This window comes from Pelosinus sp. sgz500959, from assembly GCF_042610375.1.
In the GTDB taxonomy this organism is placed as follows: Bacteria; Bacillota; Negativicutes; order DSM-13327; family DSM-13327; genus CTSoil-075.
In genome coordinates this window covers 196239-216532 of the sequence record NZ_JBGJZL010000003.1, presented here as the reverse complement: position 1 = coordinate 216532, position 20294 = coordinate 196239, and the positions used below count along the sequence as shown (strand labels likewise).

General features: G+C 37.6%; 18 protein-coding genes and 1 riboswitch. Of the genes, 9 read left to right on the top strand and 9 right to left on the bottom strand.

Annotated elements, in window-relative coordinates:
• Positions 1-2022 (bottom strand): proton-conducting transporter membrane subunit, encoded by a 2022-nt coding sequence (locus ACAN52_RS05885; protein WP_378953488.1) that lies wholly within the window; start codon positions 2020-2022, stop codon positions 1-3.
• 194 nt (positions 2023-2216) lie between these two features.
• Here ACAN52_RS05885 and ACAN52_RS05880 point away from each other — a divergent pair, with 194 nt between their 5' ends.
• From ACAN52_RS05880 to ACAN52_RS05870, 3 genes are all read left to right on the top strand, one after another.
• Positions 2217-2891, top strand: coding sequence for a response regulator (locus tag ACAN52_RS05880; RefSeq protein WP_378953486.1), 675 nt, complete (start codon positions 2217-2219; stop codon positions 2889-2891).
• A gap of 208 nt (positions 2892-3099) precedes the next feature.
• Entirely contained in the window at positions 3100-4482 is a 1383-nt protein-coding gene (locus ACAN52_RS05875; RefSeq protein ID WP_378953484.1) for an FAD-binding oxidoreductase, read from the top strand.
• Between the two features lies 1 nt (position 4483).
• Positions 4484-5803, top strand: a complete 1320-nt coding sequence (locus ACAN52_RS05870; protein ID WP_378953482.1) for a (Fe-S)-binding protein — start codon at positions 4484-4486, stop codon at positions 5801-5803.
• A gap of 48 nt (positions 5804-5851) precedes the next feature.
• Here ACAN52_RS05870 and ACAN52_RS05865 read toward each other — a convergent pair whose 3' ends face one another.
• Positions 5852-6913, bottom strand: a complete 1062-nt coding sequence (locus tag ACAN52_RS05865) for a sugar diacid recognition domain-containing protein (protein WP_378953480.1) — start codon at positions 6911-6913, stop codon at positions 5852-5854.
• 135 nt (positions 6914-7048) lie between these two features.
• Positions 7049-7231, top strand: a riboswitch (Lysine riboswitch).
• 87 nt (positions 7232-7318) lie between these two features.
• Here ACAN52_RS05865 and ACAN52_RS05860 point away from each other — a divergent pair.
• Entirely contained in the window at positions 7319-8743 is a 1425-nt protein-coding gene (locus tag ACAN52_RS05860) for an amino acid permease (RefSeq protein ID WP_378953478.1), read from the top strand.
• Positions 8744-8878: 135 nt separating this feature from the next.
• The gene (locus tag ACAN52_RS05855) at positions 8879-9823 is read left to right on the top strand and encodes a metal-dependent hydrolase (protein ID WP_378953476.1); all 945 of its coding nucleotides are present in this window, start codon (positions 8879-8881) and stop codon (positions 9821-9823) included.
• A 38-nt stretch (positions 9824-9861) separates the two neighbouring features.
• Here ACAN52_RS05855 and ACAN52_RS05850 read toward each other — a convergent pair whose 3' ends face one another.
• Together ACAN52_RS05850 and ACAN52_RS05845 are read right to left on the bottom strand one after the other, a co-directional pair.
• Positions 9862-10281, bottom strand: coding sequence for a bacteriohemerythrin (locus ACAN52_RS05850; protein WP_378953474.1), 420 nt, complete (start codon positions 10279-10281; stop codon positions 9862-9864).
• 67 nt (positions 10282-10348) lie between these two features.
• Positions 10349-11116, bottom strand: coding sequence for a DUF4931 domain-containing protein (locus ACAN52_RS05845; RefSeq protein WP_378953472.1), 768 nt, complete (start codon positions 11114-11116; stop codon positions 10349-10351).
• Positions 11117-11469: 353 nt separating this feature from the next.
• Between ACAN52_RS05845 and ACAN52_RS05840 the strand changes: the two genes are divergently transcribed.
• Positions 11470-11760, top strand: coding sequence for a zinc-ribbon domain containing protein (locus tag ACAN52_RS05840; RefSeq protein ID WP_378953848.1), 291 nt, complete (start codon positions 11470-11472; stop codon positions 11758-11760).
• Positions 11761-11966: 206 nt separating this feature from the next.
• Positions 11967-12263, top strand: a complete 297-nt coding sequence (locus ACAN52_RS05835) for a zinc-ribbon domain containing protein (protein WP_378953470.1) — start codon at positions 11967-11969, stop codon at positions 12261-12263.
• 48 nt (positions 12264-12311) lie between these two features.
• On the opposite strand, the gene ACAN52_RS05830 is transcribed toward ACAN52_RS05835, so the two are convergent.
• The 4 genes from ACAN52_RS05830 to ACAN52_RS05815 all read right to left on the bottom strand — a co-directional run bounded on the left by ACAN52_RS05830 (position 12312) and on the right by ACAN52_RS05815 (position 17044).
• Positions 12312-13598, bottom strand: a complete 1287-nt coding sequence (locus tag ACAN52_RS05830) for a metallophosphoesterase (protein WP_378953468.1) — start codon at positions 13596-13598, stop codon at positions 12312-12314.
• A 30-nt stretch (positions 13599-13628) separates the two neighbouring features.
• Positions 13629-15281 (bottom strand): phosphoglucomutase (alpha-D-glucose-1,6-bisphosphate-dependent), encoded by a 1653-nt coding sequence (gene pgm / locus ACAN52_RS05825; protein ID WP_378953466.1) that lies wholly within the window; start codon positions 15279-15281, stop codon positions 13629-13631.
• 208 nt (positions 15282-15489) lie between these two features.
• Positions 15490-15750, bottom strand: coding sequence for a hypothetical protein (locus tag ACAN52_RS05820; protein WP_378953464.1), 261 nt, complete (start codon positions 15748-15750; stop codon positions 15490-15492).
• Between the two features lie 79 nt (positions 15751-15829).
• Entirely contained in the window at positions 15830-17044 is a 1215-nt protein-coding gene (locus ACAN52_RS05815) for an MFS transporter (RefSeq protein ID WP_378953462.1), read from the bottom strand.
• A 274-nt stretch (positions 17045-17318) separates the two neighbouring features.
• On the opposite strand from ACAN52_RS05815, the gene ACAN52_RS05810 reads away from it, so the two are divergent.
• Positions 17319-18194: a LysR family transcriptional regulator gene (locus ACAN52_RS05810; RefSeq protein ID WP_378953460.1), complete on the top strand. Its 876-nt coding sequence runs from the start codon at positions 17319-17321 to the stop codon at positions 18192-18194.
• A 110-nt stretch (positions 18195-18304) separates the two neighbouring features.
• Here ACAN52_RS05810 and ACAN52_RS05805 read toward each other — a convergent pair whose 3' ends face one another.
• Positions 18305-19183: a LysR family transcriptional regulator gene (locus ACAN52_RS05805; RefSeq protein ID WP_378953458.1), complete on the bottom strand. Its 879-nt coding sequence runs from the start codon at positions 19181-19183 to the stop codon at positions 18305-18307.
• A gap of 154 nt (positions 19184-19337) precedes the next feature.
• Between ACAN52_RS05805 and ACAN52_RS05800 the strand changes: the two genes are divergently transcribed.
• Entirely contained in the window at positions 19338-20273 is a 936-nt protein-coding gene (locus ACAN52_RS05800) for an AEC family transporter (protein ID WP_378953456.1), read from the top strand.
• Positions 20274-20294 lie beyond the last annotated feature (21 nt).

The window sequence follows — 20294 nt, the reverse complement described above, 5'->3', positions numbered from 1 at the left end:
TCACCACCCTGTACTCCATATCAAAACAAGGACTGTAACAACCATAATATATCCCACATACAATTGCACACTACCAGTCTGTATCCTTTTCATAAATCTGGCCATTTTAATAATCAGTTCATTAATAGGGCGATAGACTACAGAAACAAAAAGATAGCGGATATGTACATGATAAAACAACTTACGTCCATGATATTTATGATCATTGCCATCAACCAAAGTTTCATCATGAGAATGAATAATTTTTTTAAATACCATGCGTATCGATTTGGAAAATCCTGTGGCTGTATATTCCATATGATAATTTGGTACAATACCGCATGTCCATGTTTCACCAGTCTCAACTCTTCCCCTACCAAATATCGAATACAAAATGATAGATAATATAAAACCACCCACTAAAGCCAATAGCAAGGTAATGGTTGAAAATTCTCCTCGATTGGTTCCCGCAATAAAGGTAATCTGATACCAGTCATGATTTATTAAATCCAGCGCAGAAATTTCAGGATACTTCATGAAAACCTGCCCTAGTATTGTCAACATCCCTTTAGGCCATAGACCTAACACTACACAAATTACAGCGAATAATCCCATGGCAACTAACATCGACGGTGCGACCTCAAAAGCCTGCTCAGCCTTCTTACTGCGTGGCTTAGCCAAGAACGTCATACCAAAAGCATTTACAAAACACGCTGCTGCTAAGGCTCCTGTTAATCCTAAGAAAGCAATTAATAATGCACTAACTATTTTACCAGTCATACCAATCAATCCTTGGGGCAAAAATAATAAAGACTGAAAGGTTAGCCACTCACTAACAAATCCATTAAGAGGGGGCAATGCCCCAATGGCAAGAGAGCTAATCAGGCAAAATACAGCTGTGTAAGGCATCTTTTTAATCAAGCCACCAAGTTTCTCAATATCCTTAGTATGAGTTGCTTGCATTACAGCCCCAGTAACCATGAATAATAATGACTTGAAGATGGCATGATTAAAAGCATGATATAAAGCGGCAGCAAAGGCTATACCAGCTAATATAGGTTGTTGAGTGCTCATAAACACCATCCCCGCACCAATACCTAATAATATAATACCAATATTCTCTACACTGCTGTAGGCTAATAACCGTTTACTATCATGTTCGATAAAAGCATATAGGACTCCAATCACAGCCGTAATAATGGCAAATAATAAGATCATAATCCCCCACCATACTGGCCCCACTCCTAAAAAATCTAAAAAAAATCGACACATACCGTAAATCGCTGTTTTGAGCATGACAGCAGACATAAGAGCCGAAATGTGGCTCGGTGCAGCAGGATGAGCCCTTGGCAGCCAAATATGTAAAGGAACCATTCCGGCCTTAGTACCAAAACCAATGAGCACACATACAAAAATAACATTTCGTAGGGTTTCACTCACTAAACTTCCTTTCAGTTGGCTAAAGTCCATACTATTCGCTCCAACTGCTAACAATAAAAATCCAGTTATAATAAAAATCGTCCCAATATGAGTCATGACAATATAAATATAGGCTGACCGAGTATTGACCTTTTTCTCGTATTCATGATTGACTAGAAAGAACGAGGCTACACTCATGACTTCCCATGCCATAATAAAGGCTACCACGTGATTTACAGTCAGCACTAATACCATTGCTAATAAAAAAGCATTATACAGACCTGCCATGAGCGGCAGACGACACTGATCATATTCCTGGCTATATCCATAAGCATAAATACTTGTCCCTATACCTACGACCCCAACAATAAGCAAAAAAAAGGCCGACAAACAATCAACCGTTCCTCCTATAGAACCAAATGGTAACACTATGGGAAAAATGACAGTGAACTGGCCTTGCACAAAAACAAAAATTGCACATAGTGTCGCTAAGGCAGAGCCCATTAGCGCCAGACTATGTGCAATATAATTTGTAAGTTTAGCGTGGTTACTCGTAAAAAAAACAGATACCGCCCCCATACTAAATAATAGCAACATTAAATCATACAAATCCCTTGCAATCATGATCCAACCACCTCACTCGCCATCACAAAATTAATCTATTTATTTTTATTCTATAAAAGTTTTGACTAATCCTGTCTAAAAATTAGTAATTGTCTGAAAAATTTCAAAATATTTATAACTTAGCTCTTTTATCATTACTATTTTACTCTACATTTTAAATATGTTACAGTTATAGAGTAAATTTCTGTTACTATATGAAAGGGGTTTTTTTTATCACTAAAATTCGTATTGTTATCGCCGATGACCATGCCGTGTTACGTTCTGGACTAAAATCTCTTCTTAACAGTTCTCCCCAATTTGAAGTGATTGGCGAAGCAGAAAATGGTTTTCAGGCTATCGAAATGGTCGAAACTCTCAAACCGAATGTTTTATTGCTTGATTTGTCTATGCCAGATATGAATGGTATCGACTGCATTAAAGAAATCCGTTCTCGGGGCCTAACTTGTCCAATTTTGGTCTTAACCATGTATGATGACGAAGAATACATCACCGAAGTCATGCGATCAGGTGCTAACAGCTATGTTCTAAAAAAATCAGCTGACACCGAACTTATGGAGTGTATTATTAAAATTCATACGGGTAAAAAATATTTGAATGAGACTCTTTCCCAATCATTACTCAATAGCATTCTTTATACTAGCACTGATGCCCTTGATCATCAAAGTCCATATCAAATATTAAGTACACGCGAGCGTGAAGTATTACGTTTCTTAGCTCATGGTCATACCAATAGTGAGATTGCTAACATGTTATCTCTTAGTCCTAAAACCATCGACACCTATCGTTCTCGCATTATGCACAAACTCAATATTCACAAAAAATCCGATTTAGTTAATTATGCGATTCAATACAATTTAATTGCCTTATAGTTATGAAAATAGTGTAAGACTAGATCCTACAAATTTGTAGGATCTAGTCTTACACTATTTTACTGCATATACCTGATTTACATCTATCTTCATTTAAGTGAAAATACAGATAGTAATTATTTTTATATCTGCTAGAACTATGGAAAAGATTGTTCTTTTTTGCACTTACCATGAAATTCCAATTTTAAAAGTGAAGGAGTCTATAAAAATGCAACAGAACCATATTGACGCTCTAAAGAAAATTGTCGGCGAGGCAAATGTTATGACGAGTACTGAAGATTTGTATTCTTATTCCTATGATGCAACCCCTGGTCATGGTCACATGCCAGATGCCGTAGTTTTGCCTGGAGATACCAATGAAGTTTCACAAATTTTAAAACTTGCAAATAGCAATAAAATACCTGTTTATACTCGGGGTTCTGGTACTAACTTGAGTGCAGGCTGTGTTCCGACAAAGGGCGGCATTGTACTGTTAATGACTCGTTTCAATAAAATTATGGAAATCGATTTAGAAAACCTTGTAGCCGTGGCAGGACCAGGCGTTATTGTTGCTGATTTAAATACAGCAGTCGCTGCATCAGGTCTTATCTATCCTCCAGATCCTGGTACAGTCGCAACAGCAACTTTAGGCGGCACAGTAGCTGAAAATGCTGGTGGTCTACGCGGTCTAAAATATGGTGTTTCTAAACATTATATTATGGGTTTAGAAGTTGTATTAGCTAACGGCGATATCATGAATACGGGTGGTAAAAACGTAAAAGATGTTTCCGGTTATGATATGACTAAATTATTTACTGGCTCTGAAGGTACATTATGTGTCATTACTAAAATCATTGCTAAACTTGTGCCTGCACCAGAAGCAAAAAAAGCTATGATGGCAATCTTTAATGACCTAGATGATGCTGGTAAAGCAGTTTCCGGGATCATTGCTGCTAAAATTATTCCTGCTACCTTAGAAATTATGGATAACGCTACAATTCGTACTGTAGAAGATTACATGAAAATCGGTCTTCCATTAGATGCCCAAGCAATACTTCTTATTGAAGTTGATGGTAATCCTACTGTTGTTGAACAAGAAGCTGCTAAAGTAATGACAGTTCTCAAATCAAATAATGCTGCAACTGTACAAATTGCTAAAAACGATGCAGAACGTGATAAACTTTGGGCCGCTCGTCGTGCCGCATTGCCAGCTTTAGCTAAACTTCGTCCTACAACTTATGTAGAAGATGCTACAGTTCCTCGTAATAAAGTACCTAACTTCTTACGTTCAGTGAGCGAAATTTCCAAAAAACATAACGTTACAATCGGAACATTTGGTCATGCTGGTGATGGCAACATGCATCCTACAATTGTTTGCGATATTAGAGATGCAGTCGAAATGAAACGCGTATACCTTGCAATGGACGAAATGTTCAAAACAGCGATTGAACTTGGCGGTACATTAAGTGGTGAGCACGGAATCGGCCTTGGTAAACTTCCTTGGATGGAAAATCAACATGGTCCTACTTCCATGAACGTAATGAGATCAATTAAACGTACACTTGATCCTAACTTGATCTTAAATCCTGGTAAGTTAGTAGGAGAGTGTTAGTATGAGTGATGAAATTAATGTAAAGGATATTAATGACCACGATAAAGCACTATTAACCGATATCCAAGATGCCCTTGCTAATTGCATGAAATGCGGTAATTGTATGGCCCATTGCCCAGTATATAAAGAATTAGGCAGAGAAAATGCAGTAGCTCGCGGTAAGCTTTCCCTTATGGAAGGCGTTCTCAGTGGAACAATCCCAATTTCCACAAACTTTGAAAAAGCCATGTCCATGTGTTTATCCTGTAAAGCCTGTGCAACAAACTGTCCATGCGGCGTACCTGCTGATGAATTGATTGTACGTGGACGTCAAGCAGTCGTAAAAGCTCGCGGACTCGGTCCTATTAAGAAAAAAGTCTTTGCGTTACTAAAAAACAGACAGTTATTCGATTTTTCGTTGCGTATGGCAGGTCTCTTTGCACCATTATCCTTTAAAAAATTACCTGGTAAAATGGGGACTATTGCCCGTTTCCCAATGCCTGGTATGGATGTAAAAAGGGTCACAGCTCCTATGTCTGCAAACCCTCTCAGAAGTCAATATCCTGAAGTCATTAAAGTTGATAACCCCAAAATGAGAGTCGGTTTTTTCACTGGCTGTACAATCAACTATATGTACACAGATGTTGGTCAAGCTACAATTAACGTTCTTAAAGCTAATAATATTGAAGTTGTTATGCCAAGCATGCAACATTGCTGCGGTACACCTGTATTCTATTCCGGCGATGTAGATTCTGCTAAACTATTTGCAAAACACAATCTTGAAACCTTTGATCGCTATAATTTTGACTATATTATTGCATCTTGCGGTTCTTGTACAGAAGCTTTCAAAATTGAATATCTTCATATGTTCAAAGATGATCCTAAAATGAAAACATTAGCAGAAAAAATATCTAAAAAGACTTATGAAATCAGCGAGTTTTTAGTCGATGTTGTTAAATTCGACAAAACAAAACTTGGTCCAGTGAATGCAACTGTCACGATGCACGATCCATGTCATATGGTTCGTGGTATCAAAATTACTAAACAACCGCGGGAAATTTTAAAATCCATTCCTGGTTTAAATTTTGTCGAAATGTCTAAACCTGATCGTTGCTGTGGATCAGGCGGCTCCTTCAGTATGTCTTATTATGAACTTTCTCGCCAAGTCAATGACCGTAAAGTCGCAGATATTGGCTCCACAAAAGCTGACATTGTTGCCACAAGCTGTGGTACTTGCCGTATGCATATTATGGATGGTTTAGTACAAAATAACATGGACAAAGAAACCTTACATGTTATCCAAGTCTTAGATCGATCCTACCAAGCTGGTAGCCAAAAATAAAAAAGAAAAAAACTGTAGGCATGAATTGTGCCTACAGTTTTTTTCTTTTCATAAGGGAATCTCTACAAAAATTTTCGTTCCCTGACCAATTTCTGATTTGATTTCAAAGGTTCCATCCACTAGCGATACACGTTCACCCATTCCATATATGCCTAAAGAAGTACGACTATGAGTACTTTTAAATAAATCAAGATTAAATCCCACACCATTGTCATTAATAATTAGAATCAGTTTATTTTGTTTTTTATACAAAGAGACCCAGACTTGTGTCGCCCCAGCATGCTTGACAATATTGGTTAATGCCTCCTGCAAGATTCGATATAATGCAATCTCAACTTCAGTCGCAAATCGCTCACGAGATAGAATATTAAACTCAATATTCATTAAAATTTTATATTGCTTTGAATAGTTCGCAATGTATTTTTGTGCTGCTGCTACCAATCCTAAGTCATCTAATAACACAGGACGAAGTTGTACTGCCATATCATGAACAGCCTCTAATGTCGTCAAAGCAAGATCTCGCATTTGTAATATTTTTTCTCGTTCCCCACTATTTTGCACCTGTTCTGCAAGGATACGCAAACCAACAATAATGGATGTTAAGGATTGACTCGTTTCATCATGTAGTTCTCGGGAGATTTTTTTACGTTCTTCTTCTTGAACACGAATTATTTTATTTAGAAATATAGATTGAAGTTCTTCTTTTTCCTTTAATGCACCAACTAATTTTTCTTGTCTTGCATTGGACTGTAAATTCGCCTCCACAAAACGTGCTGCAAGTCGTGCATAAGGTTCCGCCGTTTTTAAGTCACCCGTAACGCCAATGACACCCACGCACTTATTTTCAAACATAATCGGTACATTAAATCCATTACGGATACCACGTAAGTGCAATTCATCTTCTTCGCTAACATAAAATTCTTTAATCATCTCAGCCTTGAGCATCCTCGCACCGGCTTCATGTACCTGCCCAATGCGATCTCGGCTAAAAGATGCAATAATGACTCCACGATCATCAAGAATATTTACATTTTTATTTAGTTCTGCAGCAACAATGTCCACTAAGGACTGGGCAAATTTAGCGTCTAATCTTTGATATTCATTTTCCATTTAGATCCTCCATAAAAAATATAACGTTATAGTAAGCTTTTCTTTTCAGAATCTCCTGAGAAAAGACCTTTAATTCAATAGAAATATTGACAGATAACAGTATTTCTATTAAACTAAAGATCAATTAAATAGGCTGTGATGCATAGAGGTGCGGATATTATGAGTATGTATAGTGAGCTGGTTACGATGAACTATACAAAAAGGAATCTTCGCCGAAGTAAAAATAACCAACCTGGTTTTTTTTGCTGGATTTGTATTGAATAAGTACAAGTCTGTCACCTGAAGATTCCCATTTTCAGGTGAAGAGCTATCTCATACAAGCGGGGATTTATATATTTATGTAAATTTGTTGGTTGTGAGATAGTTCACAACCATTTTTTTATTTTATTAAATCAGGAGGCTTTTATGTCAAAATCAACATTAAATTTAGATGAATTATGTCCGCAAAAAGAAGGATTGAAACGTGATATGAAATCACGTCACCTTATGATGATTTCCATTGGGGGTACAATTGGTACTGGATTATTTGTCGGCTCAGGGCAAACCATCAGTCAAGCAGGTCCTCTCGGTGCCGTCCTTGCTTATCTCGTTGGTGGCTTTATTATGTATTTAGTATTATTGTGTCTTGGTGAATTAACAGCTGCGATGCCTGTATCGGGTTCATTCCAGAGCTATGCCTCGCGATTTATCTCCCCTGGTGCTGGTTTTACGACAGGTTGGTTATATTGGATTAACTGGGCGATTTGTATAGCCGCTGACTTTACGGCTGCAGGCATTATCATGAATAACTGGTTTCCCCAGATTGCGATTTGGATCTGGTGTGGTTTTTTTGCTACAATACTTGCCTTACTAAATATCATTTCAGTAAAAGCCTATGGAGAGGCTGAATTCTGGTTTGCCAGTATCAAAGTCACTGCAATTCTCGCCTTTATCGTGGCCGGTTGTGGCTTAATCTTCGGCTTTTCTGACAATGCTGTACCTATGGCTTTTTCAAATTTCCATACGAGCTCCGGTCTTTTTCCCAATGGCTTTGAAGCAGTTTTCCTCACTATGATCGCAGTCGTCTACTCCTTCCAAGGAGCTGAACTTGTCGGCATTGCTGCCGGTGAATGTGAAAACCCAGGTAAAAACGTTCCTAGGGTCATTAAGGGTATCGCTTTTCGCATTATCTTCTTTTATGTCCTCGCAATGGTCGTACTGGCTGCCATCATTCCCTTCAATGAAGCCAGCGTTTTAGAAAGTCCTTTTGCTCATGTCTTTGGTATGCTTGGTCTGCCATTAGCAAAAGATATCATGTTTTTTGTTGTAATGACCTCTGCCCTATCTTCAGGCAGTTCAGCTTTATATGCTTGCTCACGTCTTCTCTGGTCCATGTCTAAAGAAGGCCTTGCTCCTAGCATACTGGGTAAGGTGAACTCCCGCGGTGTACCCGTATATGGTGTCTTAATCACTGTGCTCTTAGCATGTATGTCCTTATTGACGAGTGAATACGCCGCTGATACTGTATATCTCTGGCTTATGTCGAGTACTGGTCTGACAGGTTGTTTAATCTGGGTCATCATCGCCTGGTGCCAACTGAACTTCCGCAAAGAATTTATTCGCCTTGGTGGAAAGTTAGAACAACTTACCTTTCGTACTCCATTTTATCCCCTTGTCCCCATATTGGCACTCGTACTCAATTTAGGTGTGATTATTAGTTTATATTTTGACGAATCACAACGTATTGTCTTATATACTGGTATTCCTGCATTAGCTGGAGTTTACTTATACTATTTACTATTTTTAAATAAAAAACATGCGACAACCCTAAAAGAAAGAGAAATAAGTTAACCATTTTGAGGTGACCTTAGGTAATAAGGGCACCTCTTTTTTTATGAAAACCAAACTCGCACTAATTACCAGTACTACCTCCTCCCTGTCTATGATATAATTTTATGTAAACTTAATAGTAAGGGAGGTGTACTGATGGATTCCTTGTCACATGCACTGATCGGCATTGCCGTTGCTGGTTTATCGGGTCACCAACTATCTTTAAATGACCCTATCTATTTAGCAACTATTCTTGGAGCACAAGCACCTGATTTTGATATTATTACGCAAATCAAGGGCAATTTTTCTTACATCAAACAACATCGATCCTTTTCCCATTCTCTCCCTGGACTTGCGATATGGTCCCTTCTCATCGGTATACTTCTGCATTTTTTCATGCCACAGACTCATCTATTATCCCTATTGGGGTGGGCCTTTGCTGGTGGTTTATCTCATATCATGATTGATTACTTCAATACCCATGGCGCAGCCATTTTGTGGCCATTTCGCAAAGAGCGCAAAAGTTTATATTTATTAAATGTAGTTGATCCTATTTTATTAGTACTAATGACAAGTCTATATTCTCTCAACATTACCATGTTCGAACTCTCATTTAGTACTTTTTTTGTCATCATTGCCTACCTTGCTCTCAGAATTATATTACGCAAAAAAGCAAAAAAGCAACTGAAAAATTTGTTTGATCATCAAAAAATAATACAACTATCTGTAATGCCTTCCTTAAAACGTATCCTTTTTTGGGATTTTGTCTTGGAAACTGAACATTGCTACCTTGTAGGACAATTGGGCGTACTCTACCCAGTGCTAGAAATTAATGCGAATCTTCCCAAACAAAAAAAGCTCTCTAAAATTACACTAGAAGCGAGAAAAACGCCTCTAGGAGATTTTTTTACCAGTTTTACACCATTTATTTATTTTGAAGAGCGCGAACATTTTAATACCCTCTCTGTAAACATTTATGACTTACGTTATATTCTAAATAAACAATTTCTCCACCATGCCACTATTATCTTTGATCACAATAAACTTCCGACAGCTTCCTATATGCATTCTTATGGAAGAACGATGAAAATACCTTGTTGACTCTACCTAAAAAGTTCCTCTTGACGAGGAACTTTTATCTATTGTATTCCATTTTCCTTAAAGAACTGACTATACTGTTTATCTTCAACTAAAATATGTACCATAATCCACTCTTTTAGCATCATAAATACTGTAAAAGACAGGGCAACGCCGCCTTTTTTGTGGTCCTGAACGATATTATCAATTTCATTTATATAATAATCATGTTTCCCTTTATGTTCTTCATATTCTGGATAATCCAATTCTTTCATTAATGCTTCTTCAGCTGTAAAATGATATTTTGTATATTCTAATAAGTTACTTAGTGTTTTTTGCGTCAAAATTCGCTCTTCATCAATATCCTCGCATTGGAATACTTTTTTGTACACTTCATTGAGTAAATCAATAAGTTCTTTATGATGTTCGTCAAAATCTCGAATACCAACAGAAAATTTTTCATCCCAATTATAAAAATTCATAAGACACCTCCATTTATTCTCGTATTATCTTCATTCTTCGACAAAAGCGTATTCCCTGCTATCTAAATTAAGAAAAGTATAGATGTTGTATCTCGGTTACCACTTCCGTTGCCCGATTGGATATCTGCGGTATGGAATAGCCGATAAGCAAGGGAGATGTAACAAATCTTGGCATAATTTTAACAGAAATTTCATCATTAATTTGATAAAAAAACAAGTTATAACTTTTGCAATTTTTATGAAAATGATTTAATAAATAATGAATTACAATTTGTATATAATCAGCCATTTGATTTACGTACTCTAAACTACCGAGTCGCACATTAAATTCAAAAAAACCATTTTTAGGTTCTTGAGCTAAATTTAACTCAACCCCATCTTTTTCGTGAATAATGAACCCCTGCAAACTTTCAATCGTTATATTATCTGTATAATCGATATCTTTTAAGCCAACGATTTGCATATGAGGATGCCTAATTGTACCACCTGAATAAGGACCATAATTTTTATAAAAAAGAACAGAAGAAAAGTCACCGCTGCGTATCATTTCTTGCCATTTCTTTACACCAAATCCAATTACTTTATATAGATGATCCTTACTATAAAGAGATAAGTCGGAATTACAATCATCTGTTTCAATTAGAACAGTTTGAAAGGCATTGATTAAAACGGGATATTTATTTTTTATTAACAAGATGGATCCGTCACTTGCCAGAATATCTGTCAATTCCTCACGATGACAGAATGGACATGTCGCAGTTGCATTAATAATATTTTCCGGCTTGTTTTTTCCAATATTTGAGTCAAAAATTAAATATGTTTTTCTTGCTGGCATTATGAATCTCCTCTAAATCTGAGTCTCCCTTATCCAAGAACTTAGCCATCGGATAAACTTCAGTTTGAATGTCTTCATTAAATTTAGTATTTAATGTTAACCACTTCAATATTCAAGATAAATTTCCTCTTTTACAGTAAAAAAATCTTAGAAAAGACTGAATTGTTTTTACGAGTAACTGCAAAAGAACTCTATATTGTTGCTCAGTAAAATTAATTTGTTTTCGGATCTTAAAACCCTTTACATTTATATTGTTTTATTATATACTTTAAATGTCCTAAAATAGATTTATTGTGTTTACTACTTGTATACCATTGACTATTTTAGTAACAGATTCGAGGAGGCTATTTAACATGAGTCAAGACAAAACTTTAACATGCCGCGATTGCGCAGATCAATTCGTATTTTCAGCTTCAGAACAAGATTTCTACGCTGAAAAAGGGTTCACCAATGAACCAGGCCGTTGCCCTCAATGCAGAGCAATTCACAAACAAAATAACGGTGGTGGTCGTAACAACAACTACCAACAACGCGAAATGCATGACGCAACGTGTGCAGCTTGTGGCGTAAGCACTCAAGTTCCTTTCCGTCCAAGCGGCGACCGTCCTGTTTATTGCAGAGATTGTTTCAGCAACAACCGTTAATCTGATATAAAAAAGCACTGTTTTTAACAGTGCTTTTTCTTATGAATAGAGTCAAATTTCACGCTTAAAATCTTTTATTTTTAAAAAAGCATAATTTTACTTTACTTCTGAACCAATTAATCGTATACTTTAATAGTTCTTAAATAGATGAAGTGAGTATTCTCCGTTTACTATTTGGGTAATATACATTCAAGGAGGCTATATACATGAACCAAGACAAAACTTTAACTTGCCGCGATTGTGGCGACCAATTCGTATTCTCAGCTTCAGAGCAAGATTTCTTCGCTGAAAAAGGGTTCACCAACGAACCAGGTCGTTGCCCTCAATGCAGAGCAGCTAACAAACAAAGAAACGGTGGCGGTCGTGGCGGTAACAGCAACTACCAACAACGTGAAATGCATGATGCAACTTGTGCAGCTTGCGGCGTAAGCACTCAAGTTCCTTTCCGTCCAAGCGGCGACCGTCCTGTTTATTGCAGAGACTGTTTCAGCAACAACCGTTAATTCTACAAAAAGCTCCCCTGCCTTTATGGCAGAGGAGCTTTTTTCTATTTATCGACTTTCAGGCTTTTTATCAATTCCCCACTCGTCAATCAAAATACCACTTTGTTTAAAAGCTTTCACGGTTAAAACATCTCCCTGTATTTCAACAGTAAGATAGTTAGGTTCATCCAAAGGATTATAAAAAAATTCATTCCATTCCTTTGCTATTGAATCGGAGTAAGTTTTTGTCCCGCTCCGACCAGTAGCAACATATACTGTACCTTTAGCAAAGCTGCCAACATCTCCATCATGATAGAGAGGATATGTATGGGCATACACATGGTCATGACCAGTAAAAACTACATCAGCATGATATTTATCAAGAATAGGTACAAAAGCGACCCGAATATTAGGGTTATCCTGCTTAGCCTTATTATTATAAGGAGAACGATGAAAACAAACAATTTTCCATTTCTTATGAGTTTTTGCTAAATCATCTTCCAACCATTCTCTTTGCCGTTCCAGCATGTCAGGGACAAAACTTTTTTCTTCTCCCTCTTGGCTATCAAGCATCGCAAAATGGACATCTCCATAATCAAAAGAATAAGCTTGCCCTTTAAGTCCATCCGGACCATTCAATGGCAATTTTAACTGAGCTGTAAATAAAATCGGCATAGAAAACCGCCGCTCTGGCGTATAGGTTTCATGGTTCCCAGTCACAGGCATAACAGGAATCGTCTCAACAACCCCTTGGGCGCCATCGAACCATGCTTTCCATTGAGCATAATCTTGCCCAACATCGACCAAATCTCCTATATTGGTAAAAAAAACGGCTTCAGAGTTAGCTTGATATGCTTTATGAAGAGTTGTTTGCCAAACATTATAATGACTACTTTGAGAATCACCGAAAACCAGAAATTTGAAATGATTTACCTGAGTCGGTGCAGTCGTAAATCGATGAAACTCACTCCATTCGCTTCCTTCCTGTATACGATAGAGATAGGAAGTACCCGGCTTAAGGTCTGCCAGAGTCACAGAGTGAATATTCATAGGCCCCCAATTTGTGACTAACTCCTCTGTCCTAGAAATAGCAGATTTTAAATTTTGAGGAAAAGCTTGCCCCTTTATCTCTTCAGCATATTGAACCTGCTCAGCGACATCAGACAATCCAGTTTTCCAAGTAATGGTTTGAGTTGTCTGAGGGTCCCCTGACCAAGTCAATGTAATATGCTCAGCAGCTGCAACAGTCCTCCCTATTGGCAAGATAGAAGGATGGGTCGATGAAAAAAATAGGGATAAAGCAATCACAACAATGGTCATGACTAACCCATTAAACATTATCTTTTTTCGCAGCAAACCTTATTCCTCCCTACTAAATGATTTTCCTTATACGCCAGCAACCTTAAAAGTATCATTGACGATTTTTTTCGCCTCTTCTTGAATTTGTTCTAAATGATCAATCCCTTTGAAGCTTTCTGCGTAGATTTTGTATACATCTTCTGTGCCGGAAGGACGAGCAGCGAACCAACCATTTTCAGTACACACCTTTAAACCACCAATCTCTGCCTGATTACTTGGTGCTTTCGTCAACTTAGCTGTAATGGTTTCACCAGCAAGAATATCCGCTGTTACTTGCTCTGGGGAAAGTTTTGATAAGACTGCTTTTTGCGCCAAATTGGCAACTGCATCCACGCGAGCATATACAGGTGCACCAAATTTTTCTGTTAACTCTTGATAATGCTGACCAGGATCTTTTCCCGTCTTCGCCGTAATTTCTGCAGCGAGTAGACAAAGGATCATACCATCTTTATCCGTCGTCCAAACAGTACCATCTTTCTTCAAGAAAGAAGCACCAGCGCTTTCTTCACCGCCAAATCCAAAGGACCCGTTGACCAACCCATCAACAAACCATTTAAAACCGACTGGTACCTCAGCTAACCGTTTTCCAAGGCTCACCGCTACACGATCAATCATAGATGAACTGACTAAGGTTTTACCAATGGCAGCATCTGCACGCCAACCTGTGCGATCTTGGAATAGATAAGAAATAGCAACGGATAAATAATGATTAGGATTCATAAGTCCAACACTGGGAGTCACAATCCCATGACGGTCAAAGTCTGCGTCATTGCCAAAGGCGAGATCGTATTTATCTTTTAGTTCAATAAGTCCAGCCATGGCGTATGGGGATGAACAATCCATTCGTATTTTCCCGTCACCATCTACATTCATAAAACTAAAAGTTGGGTCTGGATGCCCATTTAACATTTCAATCGTTAGACCGTATTTTTCTGCGATCGGCATCCAATAACCAAGACCTGCACCACCTAAAGCATCTGCACCAATTTTAAGCCCAGCAGCTTTAATAACGTCCATATCAATAATGTTGTGCAAATCATTCACGTAAGGTGTGACAAAATCAAATTCGTGTACATTGGCAACTTTCAATGCCTTTTCATAAGGAATACGTTTCACTGCTTGATTGCCATTTTTCAATAGTTCATTAGCCTTATCCGCAACCCACTTGGTAATATCAGTATCTGCTGGACCGCCGTTAGGTGGGTTGTACTTAATACCACCATTATCTGGCGGATTGTGTGAAGGTGTGATGACAATACCATCAGCTAAGCCCTCTTTTTTTCCCCTATTATAGTTCAAAATAGCATGAGATATGGCTGGCGTTGGTGTATAATTCATATCCTTGGCCATCATAGTTTCCACCCCATTGGCCGCTAGCACTTCCAGGGCCGAGATAAACGCTGGCTCAGATAGAGCATGGGTATCAAATCCAATGAACAATGGTCCAGTGATGCCTTGCCCTTTACGATAATCACAAATTCCTTGGGTAATCGCATGAATATGATCTTCATTAAAGCTATACTTCAAAGAATTACCACGATGACCAGAAGTACCAAAGGCAACTTTCTGTGTTGGTTCACTCACATCAGGACGATTTACATAATAAGCGCTAATCAAGCGAGGAATATTAACCAAAATGGACTTAGGAGCTTTTTTACCTGCTAATAGATGAATTGACATCGACGCACCTCCAAAATTTCGATTAAAGGATTTTCCTTTGACTTTTAACTCTCATCGTAAAAAACAAAATACACTATATGATTATATTTACCATTAAAATGCAAAAATCCTGCAAGGCATTGCTACCATCCAGGATTTTATCCATGACTAAGACTCTGAATAAAGATGACTAAAATTCCTCTGCTTCTTAGTCGCCTTTATTTTTTACTTATGGTAAACGCATCGTCATATACGTCATCCAACCGCTAATGAACTTTTCATTACAATCAAAAATATATTTATATGTTTTATCACCAATTTGAACCATAAAGACTTTAGAATCCTCATATTGATACCATTTTCCCCATTCTTGATGATAATAAGGAAGGGGATCATCAGTACTTTCCCAGCCCCAGTTTGCGTATACTGCCGTATGGATAGAAAATAAAAGGACAACCATAATCCATAGACTTATAAAAAATCTCGTCATTGCATTACCCCCAATTAAGGGTAATTATTCCCATAAAAAGGTATTTCAAACCTTAATCAGAGGATAATACAATCAAAAATCAACTTTCATTCCCTATGCAAACTTTATAACGTTCTTCTTTAATGAAAAGAATCACAGCAAGGAGTAAAGCTAAAGCAAGGGAAGGGGCAAGTAAGAATACCACTCCATTCCAAGCGTACCAAGCCAGAAACTTTCCTCCTAATGCACCAAGTACACTAGCCCCAAGATAATAAAAAAGAAGATACAAGGAAGATGCTTGAGCTTTATGTGAAACTGCACATTTCCCTACCCAACTGCTAGTCACTGAATGACTGCCAAAAAAACCAAAGGTTAAAATAGCTACACCAATTATTTTCCCATATAGACTACTCTCTAAAGTAATGAGACAACCAACTATCATAATCCCAATTCCTAAGCACAATGTTTTTGCACTCCCCATATGATCTGCCAGTCTTCCCATATAAGTAGAACTAAATGTTCCAACCAAATAAATAATAAAAATGCATCCTACAACGGTCTGGCTCAAATAATAAGGAGATGCCATCAAAACATAACCAATGTAATTATAAGTTGTAACAAATGCCCCCATAATCACAAAGCCGATCATGTTGAGTGACAATAAAGAGGTATGATGTAAATTCTTCGATAAAACAGGAATCATGTCTTTCATTAAGCGTTTTTGCGGTGAAAAATGCTGGGATTCAGGTAAACTAAACCAAAACCAGATACTCACCAATACGCAAATTAGACCAATCCCCCCCAATGCGATGTGCCAAGAAAAAAAGTCAGTTAATGTACTCACGATAATGCGTCCAGCCAAGCCACCAATGGAATTACCGCTCACGTAAATTCCCATCACAAGTCCTGTAACTGCTGGATCAAACTCTTCATTTATATAAGCCATAGCGATAGCTGGAAAGCCAGCCAACATAATTCCTTGTAAAGCTCGCAATACAAGCAAGACTGCAAAATGATCAGTAAAAGCCTGAATCACAACTAGAGTTGCGGAACCGAGCAGAGAAATAGCCATGATCACTTTCCGCCCTCGTTCATCAGCAAACCAAGACATGATGAGCATAAAGACTGCTAAAAAGCCAGTCGTAAGAGAAATGGACAAACTAGCATAGGAGGGAGTCAATTTGAATTCCTCCACAAAGGTCGGGATCAGAGGTTGAGTGCAATACAGCAAAGCAAAAGTAACAAAGCTACCCAAAAACAATGCAGATATACCTCGCCAATAGCGCGCACTCCCTTTTTGTATATAGTCTACCATACTATCCTCCACTCCTTCTTGCAAATAAGATCTTATGCGTTTCATATTAAACCTATTCCTTTTATATGTCCAATGCATCATTTTTATATAATTAATGTTTTATGATTATATAAAAAGATACTTTCTTTTAAGTAAAGTTTTACAACGAATATCAATCATTATCTTTTAAAAATTGACAATTGAGACTTCTAACGTTATGATTTATGCCATAAGCAAGTCCCCTAGAAATAAAATTCATTTACTATATCTTTTTTACGAAAAGGTGGTTAAGTCAATGGAATGGCAACAACTTGAATATTTTAAAATCGTTGCCCAGACGCAACATGTGACTCATGCAGCGGATTTACTATCAATTTCTCAACCAGCACTCAGCCGTTCCATCGCGAAGCTCGAGGAAGAATTAGGTTTTCTTTTATTTGATCGCCGCGGGAAAAATATTATTCTTAATCCGTACGGTCAACTCTTTCTAGAACATGTAGAACGAGCTATGCAAGAAATTGTCGACGGTAAACAAATGATCCTAGATCTCCTACACCCAGACTGGGGCAGTGTCTCCTTGTCTTTTTTGCACTCCCTAGGGTCAAACCTTGTACCCGGTTTACTCAGCAAGTTTCGAGCTGCTAACCCAAACATACAATTTAAATTATTTCAGAATGCAACTAATTTCCTTTTAGAGCAATTAAATGCTGGTGAAATCGATTTATGCCTTTGCGCTCCCGTCACAACAAACGAAAATATCGAATGGGAACCTCTTTTTGCTGAAGAACTATTTGTCATCGTCCCAACGGGTCATCGTCTGGCCAAACGAGCTTCCATTACTCTCGATGAAATTAAAGACGAACCCGTTGTTACCTTTAAGAAAGATTACGGGCTACGGATTTTGGCAGATCAACTCTTTAAGGAGGAAGGCCTTGACCCGTTTATAACCTTCGAAGGTGAAGAAATTATGACTGTAGCAGGTCTTGTCGAAGCCAAACTCGGTATTGCTTTAATCCCCCATGTTTTTGGTCTAGATAAAACGAATATTTCTTTTTTACCCATCTCCACGCCAACATGTCAACGCATCATTGGACTAGCCTCAACTAAGGGAAAATATTTATCCCCCGCCGCTCAAAAATTCAAGAATTTTGTACTTAATGAATTTCGTTAATTTGTTTTATTATATAAAAACACTAACAATGAAAAAGCTGCTTAGTATCGTTTTTTAAACTCGATACTAAGCAGCTTTTTTATTAAGATCACTCTTTCTTGTAAACCCTTTTAAGATAAATCTGAAAGTATCATTTCTAAAAAATTTCTAGTCGGTGCTGACAAATAGTGATTTTTCAGCCAAATAATCGATTTTCTTATTTCTATTGAAGATTCAATGATGTCTTTATACAATAAATTGTTACTCGGTACAAGACCAACAGCAGATTTTGGTACAATTGCTATACCTAGTCCTGCATCTGCCCATACGAGCAGAGATCTAACATCATCGCCTCGGCACAAAATGCGCGCTTGAAAACCATTTTTTTGACAACACTCCATAATCATACTTTCATTACTCCGATGTAACAATAAAGGCTTATCTTCAAGCTTTTTTAAATGAATCTCTTGATCATTTCCACTTCCACAGTTCCATTTTCTATCCATAGCAACAACCATAGGTTCGTTGGGTAAACTTACGGAATGATAAATTTCCGAATCAAAAACGGCTCTCACAATACCGATTTCAATAATTCTAGTATTCAATAACTCTAAAATTCTGTTGGTATCACCTTCCCAAAATTGAAAATTAATCTGAGGATATTGTTTGTGAAAGTTAACAATTCTAAAAGGCAAAAAAGTCGTGCCTGCAGATGCAACTGCACCAATCGATAATGTGCCAGCATATCCTTCATCCAATTCTTTCAATTCTTTTGTAGTTGTTTGCATCAGTTCCAAAATATGAACTGCTCGTTTATGAAGCAAATGCCCTGCTTCCGTTAATACAATCCCCCTATTCTCACGTTCTACCAATTTCACATTTAGTTCTTCTTCTAATGATTTAAGCTGTTGACTCAGTGGAGGTTGAGCCATATGTAACCGTTTAGCCGCTTTTGTAATTTGCCCCTCTTCAGCAATCGCTAGAAAATACCCAAGCTGTTTTATGTCCATCAAGCCATGTATCCTTTTGCTATATTTTTTTCATATGCGTCAATAACAAATTCCGTATTTTCTATATATTATATCTCTTGTTATACTAAGATACAAAGTATAAGGAAAAGCATCCTAGCTTTTTATCATGAGCAATCGATAAAGGAGGATAATTATGGTATTTTTACATGCAGTTGAAGGTCTAATGAGCATTATCATCATGGTCTCATTAGGATATATCCTAACTGGTAAAGGCTGGTTTACACCAGAAAATTCAAAACTACTTCCTAGATTAGTAACGTATATCTCTTTGCCAACTTATATGGTTTGGAATTTGCTCAGCACCTTTAACAAAGAGAGTTTTGTTCCGTTATTTTCTGGAATCGTCGTACCTCTCCTCGCCATGCTCATCAGTTTCGTGATTGCTTTCATTCTATCAACGATTCTTTCGCTCCCATCCAATCGAAAAGGTACTTTTCGATCAGCTTTTTTCTGTTCTAGTTCACTCTTTGTTGGGGTTCCCGTAAATCTCGCTCTATTTGGAGAAAGCAGTATTCCTTATGTACTTGTCTATTTCCTTGCCAACGCTTTTTTATTTTGGACAATCGGAAACTACTCTATTAGTTTAGACGGAAAGACAGCCCCTTCCAAATTGATCAGTATGAATACCATCAAAAGAGTATTTTCACCACCATTTATAGGTTTTACCTTCGCAGTCATATTGATTCTTTTAGAGATTCCTTTACCGCCTTTCATCATGAACACTTGCAAATATTTAGGAAATCTAACAACGCCCCTATCCCTGCTCTTTATTGGTATCGCCATGTTTGGCGTAAAACTCAATACAATCAAATTCGACAAAGACGTCATCGCCGTCTTGATCGGACGCTTTATTATTTCACCCATTGCAATATTAATTGTTGCATCCTTTTTTCCCATTCCAGAACTGATGAAAAAAGTGTTTGTCATTCAAGCGGCTTTACCCGCTATGACCCAAACAACCATCCTTGCCAAGGTCTACGAAGCCGATACTGAATATGCAGCCGTACTCGTAAGCATTACCACCGTCTTTGCCCTTCTTGCACTCCCTATTTATATGGTATTTCTTTAAATAAAAAATTGAAATAAGAAA